This window comes from Streptomyces sp. NPDC126510 (genome assembly GCF_040302345.1).
GTDB lineage: Bacteria > Actinomycetota > Actinomycetes > Streptomycetales > Streptomycetaceae > Streptomyces.
This window is the reverse complement of record NZ_JBEORR010000002.1, coordinates 224,910-239,678: the sequence shown is the minus strand read 5'-3', so window position 1 is coordinate 239,678 and position 14,769 is coordinate 224,910. Positions and strand designations below refer to the sequence as shown.

General features: G+C 70.7%; 12 protein-coding genes and 1 pseudogene. 7 read left to right on the top strand and 6 right to left on the bottom strand.

Annotated features, from left to right (window positions below; translation table 11 throughout):
* Positions 1–37 precede the first annotated feature (37 nt).
* A complete protein-coding gene (gene uvrA / locus ABTX60_RS03015) occupies positions 38–3,082 on the bottom strand; it encodes an excinuclease ABC subunit UvrA (protein WP_352095327.1) in 3,045 nt (1,014 codons plus the stop codon).
* Positions 3,083–3,304: 222 nt separating this feature from the next.
* On the opposite strand from uvrA, the gene ABTX60_RS03010 reads away from it, so the two are divergent.
* The 5 genes from ABTX60_RS03010 (at position 3,305) to ABTX60_RS02990 (ending at position 7,583) form a co-directional block, all read left to right on the top strand.
* Complete coding sequence (locus tag ABTX60_RS03010) at positions 3,305–3,997, top strand: maleylpyruvate isomerase family mycothiol-dependent enzyme (protein WP_352095326.1); 693 nt, start codon at positions 3,305–3,307, stop codon at positions 3,995–3,997.
* Between the two features lie 10 nt (positions 3,998–4,007).
* The gene (locus ABTX60_RS03005) at positions 4,008–4,664 is read left to right on the top strand and encodes an MBL fold metallo-hydrolase (protein ID WP_352095325.1); all 657 of its coding nucleotides are present in this window, start codon (positions 4,008–4,010) and stop codon (positions 4,662–4,664) included.
* 404 nt (positions 4,665–5,068) lie between these two features.
* Entirely contained in the window at positions 5,069–5,941 is an 873-nt protein-coding gene (locus ABTX60_RS03000) for an ABC transporter substrate-binding protein (protein ID WP_352095324.1), read from the top strand.
* The gene (locus ABTX60_RS02995) at positions 5,938–6,834 is read left to right on the top strand and encodes an amino acid ABC transporter permease (protein WP_352095323.1); all 897 of its coding nucleotides are present in this window, start codon (positions 5,938–5,940) and stop codon (positions 6,832–6,834) included. The genes ABTX60_RS03000 and ABTX60_RS02995 overlap by 4 nt, the downstream gene beginning before the upstream one ends.
* Entirely contained in the window at positions 6,831–7,583 is a 753-nt protein-coding gene (locus ABTX60_RS02990) for an amino acid ABC transporter ATP-binding protein (protein ID WP_352095322.1), read from the top strand. Before ABTX60_RS02995 ends, ABTX60_RS02990 begins: the two co-directional genes overlap by 4 nt.
* Before the next feature lie 55 nt (positions 7,584–7,638).
* Here the strand turns inward: ABTX60_RS02990 and aroQ are convergent, their stop codons facing one another.
* Positions 7,639–8,112: a type II 3-dehydroquinate dehydratase gene (gene aroQ, locus ABTX60_RS02985; RefSeq protein ID WP_352095321.1), complete on the bottom strand. Its 474-nt coding sequence runs from the start codon at positions 8,110–8,112 to the stop codon at positions 7,639–7,641.
* Between the two features lie 98 nt (positions 8,113–8,210).
* On the opposite strand from aroQ, the pseudogene ABTX60_RS02980 reads away from it, so the two are divergent.
* Both ABTX60_RS02980 and ABTX60_RS02975 read left to right on the top strand, forming a co-directional pair.
* Positions 8,211–8,540: pseudogene (locus tag ABTX60_RS02980) on the top strand (hypothetical protein); the annotation flags it as partial.
* A 43-nt stretch (positions 8,541–8,583) separates the two neighbouring features.
* Entirely contained in the window at positions 8,584–9,858 is a 1,275-nt protein-coding gene (locus tag ABTX60_RS02975; RefSeq protein ID WP_352095320.1) for an MFS transporter, read from the top strand.
* Positions 9,859–9,904: 46 nt separating this feature from the next.
* Here the strand turns inward: ABTX60_RS02975 and ABTX60_RS02970 are convergent, their stop codons facing one another.
* From ABTX60_RS02970 to ABTX60_RS02955, 4 genes are all read right to left on the bottom strand, one after another.
* Positions 9,905–11,005, bottom strand: a complete 1,101-nt coding sequence (locus ABTX60_RS02970) for a calcium:cation antiporter (RefSeq protein ID WP_352095319.1) — start codon at positions 11,003–11,005, stop codon at positions 9,905–9,907.
* A gap of 72 nt (positions 11,006–11,077) precedes the next feature.
* Positions 11,078–11,380, bottom strand: coding sequence for a hypothetical protein (locus tag ABTX60_RS02965; RefSeq protein ID WP_352095318.1), 303 nt, complete (start codon positions 11,378–11,380; stop codon positions 11,078–11,080).
* 129 nt (positions 11,381–11,509) lie between these two features.
* Positions 11,510–12,511 carry a TerC family protein gene (locus tag ABTX60_RS02960; RefSeq protein ID WP_352095317.1) on the bottom strand — a complete coding sequence of 334 codons (1,002 nt, stop codon included), beginning with the start codon at positions 12,509–12,511 and terminating at the stop codon, positions 11,510–11,512.
* 220 nt (positions 12,512–12,731) lie between these two features.
* Complete coding sequence (locus tag ABTX60_RS02955) at positions 12,732–14,756, bottom strand: TerD family protein (RefSeq protein WP_352095316.1); 2,025 nt, start codon at positions 14,754–14,756, stop codon at positions 12,732–12,734.
* Positions 14,757–14,769: the final 13 nt, after the last annotated feature.

The window sequence follows — 14,769 nt, the reverse complement described above, 5'->3', positions numbered from 1 at the left end:
GCTTTCGGCGTATTCGGTGCGCGTTCGGCGGGAGACCTCAGCCCTTGCTGGACCGGGTCGTCTTCTTGGCGGCCGCCTTGGTGGTCTTGGCGGCAGTCTTCTTGGCGGCCGTCTTCTTGGCGGCGGCAGTGCCGGTGACCGTCTTGGTGGCGGTCTTGCGGGTCGAGGCGGTCTTGGCCGCGACCGTCTTGCGGGCCGTCGTCCCACGCGGCGCCTTCACCGAGGACGCGTCGCTGACGCGGTCGGCGCCGAGGACCTCCCGCAGGAACTTGCCGGTGTGGCTGGCCGGGACCCCGGCCACCTGCTCGGGCGTACCCTCGGCGACGACCAGACCGCCGCCGGCGCCGCCTTCGGGGCCCATGTCGACGATCCAGTCGGCGGTCTTGATCACGTCGAGGTTGTGCTCGATGACGATGACCGTGTTGCCCTTGTCCACCAGTCCGGACAGGACGGTCAGCAGCTTGCTGATGTCCTCGAAGTGCAGACCGGTGGTCGGCTCGTCCAGGACGTAGACCGTGCGGCCGGTGGAGCGCTTCTGCAGTTCGCTGGCGAGCTTGACGCGCTGCGCCTCACCGCCGGACAGGGTGGTCGCGGCCTGGCCGAGGCGGACGTAGCCGAGGCCGACGTCCTTCAGCGTGTTGAGGTGCCGGGCGATCGCGGGGACCGCCTCGAAGAAGGAGGTGGCCTCCTCGATCGGCATGTTCAGCACCTCGGCGATGGACTTGCCCTTGTAGTGGACCTCCAGGGTCTCCCGGTTGTACCGGGCACCGTGGCAGACCTCGCACGGGACGTAGACGTCCGGCAGGAAGTTCATCTCGATCTTGATGGTGCCGTCGCCCGCGCAGTTTTCGCAGCGGCCGCCCTTGACGTTGAAGGAGAAGCGGCCGGGCAGGTAGCCGCGGACCTTCGCCTCGGTGGTCTCGGCGAACAGCTTGCGGATGTGGTCGAAGACGCCGGTGTACGTGGCCGGGTTGGAGCGGGGGGTGCGGCCGATGGGCGACTGGTCCACGTGCACGACCTTGTCGACGAGGTCGTCGCCGTCCACGCGGGTGTGCCGCCCGGGTACGCTCCGGGCGCCGTTCAGCTCGCGGGCCAGGTGCGTGTAGAGGATGTCGTTGACCAGCGTCGACTTGCCGGAGCCGGAGACTCCGGTGACGGCGGTGAACACGCCCAGGGGGAACGAGACGTCGATGTCCTGGAGGTTGTTCTCCCGGGCGCCGTGCACCGTGAGCTGCCGGGAGGGGTCCAGGGGGCGGCGGATGTCGGGCAGCGGGATGGCCTTCTTGCCGGACAGGTACTGACCGGTCTGCGACTCGGTGTTGGCGAGCAGCTCCTTCAGGGAGCCGCTGTGCACGACCTTGCCGCCGTGCTCGCCGGCGCCGGGGCCGATGTCGACGATCCAGTCGGCCATCTTGATCGTGTCCTCGTCGTGCTCGACGACGATGAGGGTGTTGCCCATGTCGCGCAGCCGGACCAGGGTCTCGATCAGCCGGTGGTTGTCGCGCTGGTGCAGGCCGATGGACGGCTCGTCGAGGACATAGAGGACGCCGACGAGACCGGAGCCGATCTGGGTGGCCAGGCGGATGCGCTGGGCCTCGCCGCCGGACAGGGTGCCGGCCGCGCGGTTCAGCGAGAGGTAGTCCAGGCCGACGTCGACCAGGAACCGCAGCCGCTCGTTGACCTCCTTCAGCACGCGCTCGGCGATCTTCTTGTCGCGGGCGGTGAGCTTCAGCTCGCCCAGGAAGTCCGCGCAGTCGCTGATCGACATCGCGGAGACCTCGGCGATGGACTTGTCCATGATCGTGACCGCGAGGACGATCGGCTTCAGTCGCGTGCCCGAACAGGTCGGGCAGGGCACCTCGCGCATGTAGCCCTCGAAGCGCTCGCGGCTGGAGTCGCTCTCGGCCTCGCTGTGCCGTCGCTTGACGAAGGGGACGGCGCCCTCGAACGCCGTGGTGTACCGGCGCTCGCGGCCGTAGCGGTTGCGGTAGCGGACCTCGACCTGGGTCTTGTGGCCGTGGAGGAGGGCCTTCCTGGCGCGCTGCGGCAGACCCGCGAAGGGGATGTCCGTGCGGAAGCCCAGCGCGTCGGCCAGGGCGCCGATCAGTCGGCCGAAGTAGTCCTTGGTGTGGCCGTGGGACCAGGGGTGGATGGCGCCTTCGTCGAGGCTCTTGTCCGGGTCGGGGACGATCAGCTCGGGGTCGACCTCCATGCGCGTGCCGATGCCGGTGCAGTCGGGGCAGGCGCCGAAGGGCGAGTTGAAGGAGAAGGAGCGGGGCTCGAGCTCCTCGAAGGACAGGTCGTCGTACGGGCAGTACAGGTGCTCCGAGAACATGCGCTCGCGCTCGGGGTCGTCCTCGGGGAGGTCGACGAAGTCGAGCACGACCATGCCGCCGGACAGACCGAGGGCGGTCTCGACGGAGTCGGTGAGGCGGCGCTTGGCGCCGTCCTTGACCGTGAGGCGGTCGACGACCACCTCGATGGTGTGCTTCTCCTGCTTCTTCAGCGTGGGCGGGCTCGACAGCTGGATCGTCTCGCCGTCCACCCGGGCGCGGGAGTAGCCCTTGGTCTGGAGGTCGGCGAAGAGGTCGACGAACTCGCCCTTGCGCTCACGCACCAGCGGCGACAGCACCTGGAAGCGGCTGCCCTCCGGGAGCTCCAGGACCCTGTCGACGATGGCCTGGGGCGACTGGCGCGAGATCGGGCGGCGGCACTCCGGGCAGTGCGGCTTGCCGATGCGCGCGAAGAGCAGGCGCAGGTAGTCGTAGACCTCGGTGATCGTGCCGACCGTGGAGCGCGGGTTGCGCGAGGTCGACTTCTGGTCGATGGAGACCGCCGGGGACAGGCCCTCGATGAAGTCGACGTCCGGCTTGTCCATCTGTCCGAGGAACTGCCGGGCGTACGAGGAGAGGGACTCCACGTAGCGCCGCTGCCCCTCCGCGAAGATGGTGTCGAAGGCCAGCGAGGACTTGCCCGACCCCGACAGGCCCGTGAAGACGATGAGCGAGTCGCGCGGGAGATCGAGCGAGACGTTCTTGAGGTTGTGCTCGCGCGCTCCACGAACGATGAGACGGTCGGCCACGCCGGTCCGCACCTTTCTTGAGAGAAGTGACAGGGGCGGGGCCCCCGTCTTTCCCAGACTAGGGGGAGCCACTGACAACGCCGGTCGGGTTCACGGGTTGCCAACAAACCCCGGCTCTCCAGCATGCCCGACGCCACGTCCGACCATATAGCACGTGCTTTCGATTTACGGCACTGCTTCACCACCTTCACCCGAAGGAGTGGCGCAGCTAAGGTCAGCACCATGATTGATCACGCTCATGACCTGGCGTCTGTACGTGACGCGACGGAGCGGCTGCTGACCGCAGTCGGCACGTTGGACAACGCGTCTGTGACGGAGCCGTCACGGCTGCCCGGCTGGAGCCGCGGCCATGTCCTTGCCCACCTCGCCCGGAACGCGGACGCCCTCGTGAACGTGCTCGAGGGACGCCCCATGTACGCGTCCGGCGAAGCGCGGGACGCCGACATCGAGCGGGACGCCCCGCGCGCCCTCGACGTCCAGCTCGCCGACCTGCGCGAGAGCGCCGCCCGCTTCCGGGAGGCCGGTGACGCTCCGGGGGACTGGTCGCGCACGGTGGAGCTGCGCAACGGGGTGACGGACTCCGCGTCCCGGGTGCCGTTCCGGCGGTGGGTGGAGGTGGAGCTGCACCACGTGGACCTGGGGATCGGGTACGAGCTGGAGGACCTCCCCGAGGACTTCACAGAGCGGGAGATCGACTTCCTGGCCGACCGGTTCGCCGGGCACCCCGACGTCCCGGCCACCCGCGTCACGGACGGCACGCGCGCGTGGAGCACCGGACGGAAGCCGGGCGGGCAGGGGCCCGAGGTGACCGTCACGGGTTCCCCGGCCGACCTGCTGGGCTGGCTCGCGGGCCGCCGCGACGGATCCGCGCTGACCCTGGCCGGCGGCCCGCTTCCGGCGCTGCCGCCGCTATAGGCTGGCGGGCATGACGTACAGCGGAGAGGTGACGGTCGGCGGACCGGCCGATGTGCACGAGCTCAAGGACCTGATGATCACCAAGATCGCGGTGGGTCCGATGAACAACAACGCCTATCTGCTGCGCTGCCGGGCCACGGACGAGCAGTTGCTGATCGACGCCGCGAACGAGGCGGACACGCTGCTCGGCATGATCGGGGGCGACGGCATCGCGTCCGTCGTCACCACCCACCGGCACGGCGACCACTGGCAGGCGCTCGCCGAGGTCGTGGCGGCCACCGGCGCCCGCACCTACGCGGGCCGGGAGGACGCCGACGGCATCCCGGTACGGACCGACGTGCCGGTCGACGACGGCGACACCATCCGGGTCGGGCGCGTGGAACTGACCGCGCGCCACCTGGTGGGGCACACGCCCGGCTCGATCGCCCTCGTCTACGACGATCCGCACGGACACCCCCATGTGTTCACCGGCGACTGCCTGTTCCCCGGCGGTGTGGGCAACACCCACCAGGACCCCAAGGCGTTCGCCAGCCTCATCCACGACGTCGAGACCAAGATCTTCGACGTCCTCCCGGACGAGACGTGGGTCTACCCGGGCCACGGCAACGACACGTCGCTGGGCACGGAGCGCCCGCATCTGCCGGAGTGGCACGCGCGCGGGTGGTGAGGCGCGCGGGGGATGACCGACTGGCCGCGCGGGGCGCCTTCGCAGAGAGCGGGGCGCCTCGGCGTTCCGGGTCGGGCGCCTTCGCGGTGAGGCGGGAGCCTTCGAGTTGAGTGGTGCGCCGCGCACGCGCCCCGTGTGAATCGTTCGCACGCGCCGGTGTCGCACGCGCGCTCCCCCCGGTGCATAGTTGCGCAGTCAACTGGTCTCAGCCCCGCGCAGGATGACGGCTCCTGGGCGGTTGGGCCGCCGGCCTGTCGATCCCCGCCCTCGGCCGGCGGCCCCGGCGCAGGCCGGCGCGACGTCGGTCGGCGCCCGTTCACACCACCGCAACACCCGTTCCCACTATCCGGACATGTGTTGCCGTGACCTCGACAAACGGGACCGCCGACTGCCAATCTCCCGGCATGCACCCCGCACCGCGTGCCCTGCGCCGCGCAGCCGTCGCCGTCGTCCTCCTCACCGCCGCCGTGGGCTGCGCTCCGCAGCCGGAGGAAGCGGGCAAGCCGTCCTCGACCGCCGGGAGCGCGTGCGAGAAGGGCGAGTTGGCCACCCGGACCTCGGGCAAGCTGACGATCGCCACCGACGAGCCCGCCTACGAGCCCTGGTTCAAGGACGACAAGCCCGCCAACGGCAAGGGCTACGAGTCGGCGGTCGCCTACGCCGTCGCCGAACGGCTCGGCTACGGCAAGGACAAGGTCGCCTGGCAGACCGTCCCCTTCAACAAGGCATTCGCGCCCGGCGAGAAGACCTTCGACTTCGACATCAACCAGGTGTCCGTCAGCCAGGAGCGCAAGAAGGCCGTGGACTTCTCCTCCGGCTACTACGACGTACGCCAGGCCGTCGTCGCGCTGAAGGGTTCCAAGGCCGCGAAGGCGAAGAGCATCGCGGACCTGAGGGGCTTGAAGCTGGGCGCGCAGGTCGGCACCACCAGCCTCGACTACATCGACGACGTGGTGAAGCCCGAGCAGGCCGCGGCCGTCTACGGCAAGAACGACCAGGCCAAGTCCGCCCTGAAGAACGGCCAGGTCGACGCCATCGTCGTCGACCTGCCCACCGCCTTCTACATCACCGGCGCCGAGATCCCCGACGCGACCGTCGTCGGCCAGTTCGAGAACCAGGGCGGCACGCCGGAGCAGTTCGGTCTCGTGCTCGACAAGGGCAGCGCGCTCACCCCCTGCGTCTCAAGGGCGGTGGACGCCCTGCGCGAGGACGGCACACTCGCGAAGATCGAGCAGCAGTGGCTGTCGGACGCCGTCGACGCGCCGGTGCTCAAGTGACGGTGCACAAGGAGGAACTGGGCTCCGACAAGCACGAGGCGGCAGACGGCTACGTCCCGTCGCAGCGGCGCCTGGACCGGGAGCGCCACAAGCGCGCCCGCGCCCGGCGCGCGACGGCGATCGGCGCGCTCTCGACCCTCATCACCGCGGTCCTCCTCTACATCGTCGTCGTCAACGCACCGGGCTGGCCCCGCACCAAGGAGACGTTCTTCGACGCCGGTTACGCGCGCGAGGCGTTCCCGAAGGTCCTCGAAGGGCTGTGGCTGAACGTCCGGCTGCTGCTGATCTGCGGGGTCGCGGTGCTCGTCCTCGGCATGCTGATCGCCGTGGCCCGCACGCTGCGCGGGCCGGTGTTCTTCCCGCTGCGCTTCCTGGCCGCCGCCTACACGGACTTCTTCCGGGGGCTGCCGCTCATCATCAACCTGATGATCGTGGTCCTCGGTGTCCCGGCGCTGCGGCTCCAGGGGGTGACCGTCGATCCGGTGCTGCTCGGCGGCACCGCGCTCACCCTGACGTACTCGGCGTACGTCGCCGAGGTGTTCCGCGCCGGCATCGAGTCCGTACACCCCTCGCAGCGCGCCGCGGCCCGCTCGCTGGGGCTGAGCAACCGCCAGGCGCTGCGGTACGTGGTACTGCCCCAGGCGGTGCGCCGCCAGGTGCCGCCGCTGCTGAACGACCTGGTGTCGCTGCAGAAGGACACCGGGCTCGTCTCGATCGGCGGTGCGGTGGACGCCGTACGGGCCGCCGACATCATCGTGGGCCGCAGCCTCAACTACACGCCGTACATCGTCGCCGGGCTGGTCTTCGTCGCGCTGACCATCCCCATGACCCGCTTCACGGACTGGGTGACGGCACGGATGGACCGCCGGCAGGCCCAGGGAGGAACCGCATGACCGAGACGCCCGTGCTGCGCATGGAGTCCGTCCGCAAGACCTTCGGCGGCTCGGTCGTCCTGCGGGACGTGGACCTTGAGGTCGCCCCGCACACGGTCACCGCGTTGATCGGCGCCTCCGGCTCCGGCAAGTCGACCCTGCTGCGGTGCGCGAACCTGCTGGAGGAGATCGACGACGGGGCGATCTGGCTCGACGACGAGGAGATCACCGATCCGCGCGCCGACCAGGACGCCGTGCGCCGCCGGATCGGCGTGGTCTTCCAGGCGTACAACCTGTTTCCGCACATGACGGTCCTGGACAACATCACGCTCGCCCCGCGCCGTGTGCACGGTGTGCCCCGGGCCGAGGCCGAGGCACGCGCGCGTGAGCTGCTGGAGCGGCTGGGGCTCGGCGGGAAGGCCGGCGAGTACCCGGACCGGCTGAGCGGCGGCCAGCAGCAGCGCGTCGCGATCGTGCGCGCCCTGGCCGTGCGTCCGCGGTTGCTGCTGCTCGACGAGATCACCGCGGCCCTCGACCCCGAGCTGGTCGGCGAGGTCCTCACCGTGGTCCGCGGGCTGAAGGACGAGGGCATGACCATGGTGCTGGCCACGCACGAGATGGGCTTCGCCCGGGAGGTCGCCGACCAGGTGTGCTTCCTGGAGGGCGGCGTGGTGCTGGAACGCGGCACCCCTGAGCAGGTCTTCGGCGATCCGCGGCAGGAGCGCACACGGCGCTTCCTGCGGCGGATCGTGGAGGCGGGGCGACTGTAGGCAGCCGGGCGGTGAGGGGCGCCCGCCATGGTCGGCGGCTCTTACCGGCGACGGCTCACGCGTCCGCCGTGCCCGCCCCGGCCAGCGCCGCGACGCGCTCCACGCCGAACACGTACCCCTGCACGCCGCAGCCCGCGATGACCCCGTCGGCACGCAGCGAGACGTAGGAGTGGTGCCGGAACGACTCGCGCTGGTGGATGTTGGAGATGTGGACCTCCAGCACCGGCAGGCCGTCACAGGTGTTGAGGGCGTCCAGGATGGCGACGGAGGTGTGCGAGTAGGCACCGGGGTTGATCACGATGCCGCAGTGGTTCAGCCGCGCCTCGTGGATCCAGTCGACCAGCTCGCCCTCGTGGTTGGACTGGCGGAAGTCGACGGTGCCGCCGTGCGCGGCCGCCGCCTTGGCGCACAGGGCTTCGACGTCGGCGAGGGTGTCGGAGCCGTAGATGTCCGGCTGGCGCTGGCCGAGCAGGTTCAGATTCGGGCCGTTGAGGATCATGATCGGGGCGTGGGCCAGGGTGCGGGGCACGGTTCCTCCGGTCCGTTCGGGATCGTGCGGTCTGTGACGGACCGCTGCTCACAGCCGGTTTATCACGGTGTGGAGCCCCTGCGGGTGGCCCTGCCCCGCGCGGCATGGGCGAGCACGGGGTCCTGGGGCGCCTTTCCGCCCTGTTGATGGGCCGGCCCAAGACCTGGCCCTTTCGAGCGGCCCAACACCCCGGAGGAAGCGGCAGGTTACGCGGCCGACCAGCGCGAGGCCGTCCTTGCGCCATGGGACCCACGCCCCCGACACCACCGTCTTCTTCGACGTCGGCTTCGGGCACTCCGATCCGCGACCGGTGATCCCGTACGGCGGCACGGTGCGCGTGGACGGACCCGCCCCGGCGCATCACGGTCACGTACGGAGAACCCCCGGACCCTCCACGCGCCCCCGTAACCGGCGGTCACGGTGGGTAGTTGACGCGGCATGCACGACGTACGCACCGTAAGGGCACCCTCCATGCCGCGCCTCGCGGCCGCCTCGCTCGCCGGCACGGCCATCGAGTTCTACGACTTCTTCGTCTACGGCACCGCGGCGGCCCTGATCCTGGGGCCGCTGTTCTTCCCGACCTTCTCTCCGATGGCCGGGACGCTGGCCGCTTTCGCCACCTTCGGTGTCGGCTTCGTGGCCCGGCCGCTCGGATCGATCCTGTTCGGGCACATCGGGGACCGGCGCGGGCGGCGGCCGGTGCTCGTCGCCTCGCTGCTGCTGACCGGGGCCTCCACGGTCGCCGTCGGCTGCGTGCCGACGTACGACTCGATCGGCGTGATCGCTCCCCTGCTGCTCCTGGTCCTGCGCTTCCTCCAGGGGCTGGGGCTCGGCGGGGAGTGGGGCGGGGCGGTGCTGCTGGCCGTGGAGCACGCCCCGGCCCGGCGGCGGGTGCTGTGGTCGAGCTTCCCGCAGGTCGGGCCCGCGGTGGGGTTCCTGCTCGCCAACGGTGTGGTGCTGGGGCTGTCCTCGACGCTGACCGAGGCGCAGTTCGCCTCCTGGGGGTGGCGGGTACCGTTCTGGGCCGCGGGAGTGCTGGCCGTCGCCGGGCTGTGGCTGCGGTCGTCCCTCACCGAGAGCCCGAGCTTCCTCGAGATCGACGACCACGCGCGCGTGCCGCTCGCCGAGGTCGTCCGCAACCACTGGCGCCTCCTCCTGCTGACCGGCGGCGGCCTCGCGATCGGCTACGCGATCTTCTACGCCGTGACGACCTGGTCCCTCGCCTACGGCACGGAGCGGCTCGGAGTGAGCCGCTCCGTCATGCTGACCTGCATCATGGGCGCGGTGCTCGTGAAGGGTGCTCTCACACCGGTGGTGGCGCTGCTCGGTGACCGCTACGGCAGGCGCCCGCTGTGCCTGGCCGGGTGTGCGGCCGCGGCCCTGTGGATGTTCCCGATGGTCGCGCTCCTCGCCACGGGGGCGCCGCTGCCGATGTTCCTCGGTTTCCTCGGGGCGATGCTCGCGTTCATCACGATGTTCGCCGTGATCGCCGCCTATCTGCCGGAGCTGTACGAGCCGCGGGTGCGCTGCACCGGCGCCGCCGTCGGCTACAACCTCGGCGGGGTCGTCGGAGGCGCGCTCACACCGATCGTGGCGACGGCGCTCGCCGAGCAGGGCGGGCGGGTGCCGTGGGGTGTGGCCGCGTATCTGACGGCGATCGCGCTGCTCAGCCTGGGGTGCTTCGCCCTGCTGCCGGAGACGCGCCCGGTGCGGGTGGGCGCTGTGGCGGAGGCCGCTGCCGGGTGAGCCGGTGGTGCCGTCGCGCCCGGCGGACCCACGCGCTGACGCGCGCCTACGGGTTGATCGCCAGCTCCAGGTACGCCGCGAACAGCACCAGATGGACTCCGCCCTGGAGCGGCGTGGCCCGGCCCGGCACCACCGTCAGGGAGGCCACCACCACGGTCAGGGCGAGCAGCACCATGTGCGTGGCACCGAGGCCGAGGACGAGCGGGCCGGACAGCCACAACGACGCGAGGGCCACGGCGGGGATGGTCAGGCCGATGCTGGCCATCGCCGAGCCGAGGGCGAGGTTCAGGCTGGTCTGCACACGGTCGCGGCGGGCGGAGCGCAGTGCGGCGATGGTCTCCGGCAGCAGCACCAGCACGGCGATGATCACTCCGACGACCGCCTGGTGGAGTCCGGCGGCCTCGACCCCCGACTCGATGGTGGGCGAGACGCCCTTGGCCAGGCCGACCACGCCCACCAGGGCCAGGCCGAGCAGGCCCAGGCTGATCCGGGCGGTGAGGGCGGTCGGCGCCTCGGCGTGCTCCTCGGCGGTGATGACCTCGCCGTGCCGGGTGATCGGCAGGAAGTAGTCCCGGTGCCGCACGGTCTGCGTGGTGACGAACAGGCCGTACAGGATGAGCGAGGACACCGCGGCGAAGGTCAGCTGGACCGTGGAGAACTCGGGTCCCGGCTTGCTCGTGGTGAACGTGGGCAGGACCAGGCTGAGCGTGGCCAGGGTCGCGACGGTGGCGAGTGCGGCGCCGGTGCCCTCCGGGTTGAAGACGGCCGTGCCGTGCCGCAGTGACGCTACGAGGAGGCACAGGCCGACGATGCCGTTGCAGGTGATCATCACGGCCGCGAAGACCGTGTCCCTGGCCAGGGTCGAGCTCTTGTCCCCGCCGTCGGCCATGAGGGTGACGATGAGGGCGACCTCGATGATCGTGACGGCGACGGCGAGCACGAGGGAGCCGAACGGTTCACCGACCCGATGAGCCACCACTTCGGCGTGGTGCACAGCCGCCAGGACGGCTCCCGCGAGGACCAGGGTCACCAGCGCGACGACCGCGACCGGCAGATCCCGCCCCCAGGTGAAGACCAGCAGCACGACCGCGAGCAGGGGCACCAGGGTCGTCCACTGTGCCGCGAACCGCCTGAGCCGAGCGATCATGACGCGATCGTCGCAGACGGGAAGGGGCCCCGCACTCCGGTCGTGCCGGGCCCCCGGAAGCGTCCTGAGAAGCTACTTGAGATCACGTGCGTCCAGGAGGTCGCAGTTGGTGAACACCCGCTCGCCGGTGCTGAGCGCGTCCAGCCGCTCCGCCATCGCGCTGGTCTCCGGGTCGTCATTGTTGCGCATGGCCTCCTCGTACGAATCGAACTCGATCAGCGCCAGATAGCGGCCGGCCTTGTCCCGGTCCTTCAGCAGCATGCTGTGGGTCGGGCCGTTGGTGCGGTCGGCGTTGCGCCGGCCCGCCTCCTCGAGCACCTGCTGCATCTCTTCCAGACGCTCGGTCTCGAACTCGATGATCTGCACGAACCTCATGGCACCTCCAGCCGGCCACCGCGCCCCGAACCCGGGAACGCGCTCAGGAAACAAGCAAGCACCGGGACCGGCGGTCGGCAATTCGCCGAGCACCGGTCCCCGTGATGGTTGTTCCTACGCCCGACGCGGTCAGACGTCGATGCGGTCCTTCGGAGCGCCTCCGCTCTTGCCCTGCGCCTCCTCGGCCGCCGCCTGCTTCTTGGAAGCGCGCAGGCTGGTGATCGTGGTGACGATCAGGACGGTGCAGATCACGCCGAGCGAGACCGGAATGCTGATCTCGGGGACGTGTACCCCGGACTCGTGCAGCGCGTGCAGCACCAGCTTCACGCCGATGAAGCCCAGGATGATCGACAGCCCGTAGCTGAGGTGGACCAGCTTCTTGAGCAGGCCGCCGATCAGGAAGTACAGCTGGCGCAGACCCATCAGGGCGAACGCGTTGGCCGTGAAGACGATGTACGGGTCCTGCGTCAGGCCGAAGATCGCGGGGATGGAGTCCAGGGCGAAGAGGACATCGGTGGTGCCGATGGCCAGCATCACGACCAGCATCGGGGTCATGACCCGCTTGCCGTTCTCCTCGATCCACAGCTTGGTGCCGTGGTACCGGTCCGCCACGCCGAAGCGGCGCTCGGCGGCCTTGAGGAGCTTGTTCTCCTCGAACTCCTCGTCCTCCTCGTCGGCACGGGCCTCCTGGATGAGCTTCCAGGCGGTGTAGATGAGGAACGCGCCGAAGATGTAGAACACCCAGGCGAAGCTGGCGAGGATCGCCGCACCGGCCGCGATGAAGATCGCTCGCAGGACGAGGGCGATGAGAACACCGATCAGCAGCACACGCTGCTGGTACTGCGAGGGCACTGCGAACTTCGCCATGATCAGGACGAAGACGAAGAGGTTGTCGACGCTGAGCGACTTCTCGGTGATGAAACCGGCGAAGAACTCACCGGCGGGCTGACCCCCCGCGAACAGGAGCAGGCCGAACCCGAAGAGCGCGGCCAGCACGATCCAGACGACCGTCCAGATCCCGGCTTCCTTGATCGACACGTCGTGCGGTTTGCGGCCGATGAAGAAGTCGACCGCGATGAGGGCGGCGAGGCCCACGATCGTCAGGACCCATAGGGTCACGGAAACATCCACTGCGCCTCCGGCAGTCGTAACGGCAAATGTCAGCGTCGTCGCTGCCGGAGGTCTCTTCCACCCAAGATGGGCCGACGCCCCGGGATCTGGCCTGATCCGTATTGACGGGTACGCCGCAGCAGACAGGGAGTACTCCCCTCCGTGCCGTCAACAGTACCCAATCACCAAGAACAGGTAAAGCGCTTGGCAAAAGAAAGACCAAAATCCCTGGTCAGGGGCTTTACATGAACTTGGTGCGGGCGGCGGCCACCTGGCTGAGCACTTGCTGGAGGACCTGGCTGCCGGGCGGCACGAGCGTCGGCTCGTACGTCCACGCATGACCGACCCACGGGTCCGCGAGGTGATCGTCGGCCACCGGCGTCAGTCGCAGCAGCGAACGCCACAGAGGGTCGAGCAAGGGCCCGTACCCGGAGGACTCCTCCCGGTCGGCCACCATCATCAGGTGGACGCCGAAGGCGGGGCCCTCGTCGGCGAGGTAGCGCAGCTGGTTCACGGCCCGGTCGTCGAAACCGTGCGGAAAGTCGTTGACGATCAGGAGCTGCTGGGAGGTGTCGAAGCCGGGCGGGAGAGAGTCGGCTGCGCCGCCCCGGACCGCCATCTGCACCAGGTCGACCCGCTGGGTGAGCCGGCCCAGCACGTCCGCCACACCGGCGGCCCCACGCGCCGGCGGGGCCGCGAGCACGCCCGTCTGCACGAGGGGCGCCAGCGACTGTGCTCCGGAGCCGGCCGGGTCGATGACGTGGACGGTGAACTCGCCCGCCGGGTAGACGGCGAGCAGCCGGGCCGCGTGCGCGACCGCCGTCTCCATGGCGAGACGGCTCATGGCGTGGGAATCGGTGTACGAGCCGTCGGACGTCCCGGCCGCTCCGCTGTCGATCCACAGGCCTCGCTCCAGCGGCAGCCGGACCAGCATCGGAACGCGGATCCGGTCGGCCTCCGGAAGGTGGAGGTCGCCCAGGCGCAGGGCCATGGGGATCTCCATCGGCACCCGGTAGGCGTGCCACACCGGGTTGTCCCAGCGGGCGTACGCCGCCGGCAGGGCCGGTTCCACGACGTCGGCCTCGGCGGCGAGCTGGTTCAGGTCCCGGTCGAGGGCCTCCCGGGCCTGGGCGACGAGCTCGGCGTGCCGGGCCCGGGCCGCCTCGCGGGCGGCGTCGCCCTGCCCGCCGATCCGGCTGCGCGGGTCGGACAGGACCTGCTCCAGCTCCTTGTCCATGCGTGACTCGGCGAAGTCGACGGCACTGCGGTAGGCGGCGGTGGTGCGGGCCAGGTCCTCGAACATGCCCCACACCTGGTTGTAGAGCCGCTCCTCCATGGACCAGCCGGTGGCATCGCCCGCCACGGGCTGGGCCGGCTGCCCGGGGGCGGCAGGGGGCGCGGTCGGCGGGGGCGGCGGCGGAGCGGCGTTCTGGCGGCGCGGGTGGCTGTAGTCGATCGGACTGCCGGCCGTGGGCGCCGACGGCTGGGTGACGGCGTCCGGGTCCGGCGCGGCGCCGGGATACGAGGGCTGCTGAGGGCCGGGCCGGCCGGGACCGCCGGGCGTCTGACCGCCGTACGGGGACATCGGAGGGACGGGGTTGGGCTGGGGCGCGGTGCCGCCGCCCTGGTCCGGGCCGAGGGCGGGAGCCGCTGCCTGCCGGGAACGGTCACCGTCCGCCGTGCGGGGCGGGGGCGCCTGTACCGAGCGGGCCGCCAGCCCCTGGGCGACCGCGTCATTGATGCTGTCGGCGAGTTGCCGGGCTTGCGGCAGGCCCTGGTCGGTGAGGAGTTCGGCGAGGCCGCCCGCGTAGCCCTGGCCGACGGCGCGCACCTTCCAGGCGCCCTGCCGGCGGTAGAGCTCCAGGGCGACGACAGCCGACTCGGCCTCCAGGCCGGTGAGGGTGTAGCTGGCGATCTCCTCGCCGTCGAGGCCGGTGACGGCGACGAAGGGAGCCGCCACCGCGCCGAAACGGACCGGGCCCGCCCCTCCGAGGGGCAGGGCGAGCAGCACGCCGACCCGGTGGACGGCCTCCGGCACGGCGTCGAGGTCCACCGCGAGACGGTGGTCGGCGGCGGCCTGCCGGGGGACCTCGAGACCCGGCTGGGTGGGCGCGCCCGGGTGGGCCACCCACTCCACGCCGTGGATCCGGCCGTTCTCGTCGCCGAGTGCGGCCACGGCCACGATCGGCGTACCGGCCGAGATCCGGATCTCGAGACGGGCCTGGGAGAGCGGGTGGTTCTGCCCCCGCACCAGCTCGGCCGTCATCGCCTTGGTCCCC

Excerpts from the sequence above, each read along its gene's own strand:
- ABTX60_RS03010 (WP_352095326.1), top strand. The coding sequence starts at position 3,305 with ATGATTGATCACGCTCATGACCTGGCGTCTGTACGTGACGCGACGGAG.
- ABTX60_RS03005 (WP_352095325.1), top strand. The coding sequence starts at position 4,008 with ATGACGTACAGCGGAGAGGTGACGGTCGGCGGACCGGCCGATGTGCAC.
- ABTX60_RS03000 (WP_352095324.1), top strand. The coding sequence starts at position 5,069 with ATGCACCCCGCACCGCGTGCCCTGCGCCGCGCAGCCGTCGCCGTCGTC.
- ABTX60_RS02990 (WP_352095322.1), top strand. The coding sequence starts at position 6,831 with ATGACCGAGACGCCCGTGCTGCGCATGGAGTCCGTCCGCAAGACCTTC.
- ABTX60_RS02975 (WP_352095320.1), top strand. The coding sequence starts at position 8,584 with ATGCCGCGCCTCGCGGCCGCCTCGCTCGCCGGCACGGCCATCGAGTTC.
- ABTX60_RS02970 (WP_352095319.1), bottom strand. The coding sequence starts at position 11,005 with ATGATCGCTCGGCTCAGGCGGTTCGCGGCACAGTGGACGACCCTGGTG.
- ABTX60_RS02965 (WP_352095318.1), bottom strand. The coding sequence starts at position 11,380 with ATGAGGTTCGTGCAGATCATCGAGTTCGAGACCGAGCGTCTGGAAGAG.
- ABTX60_RS02955 (WP_352095316.1), bottom strand. The coding sequence starts at position 14,756 with ATGACGGCCGAGCTGGTGCGGGGGCAGAACCACCCGCTCTCCCAGGCC.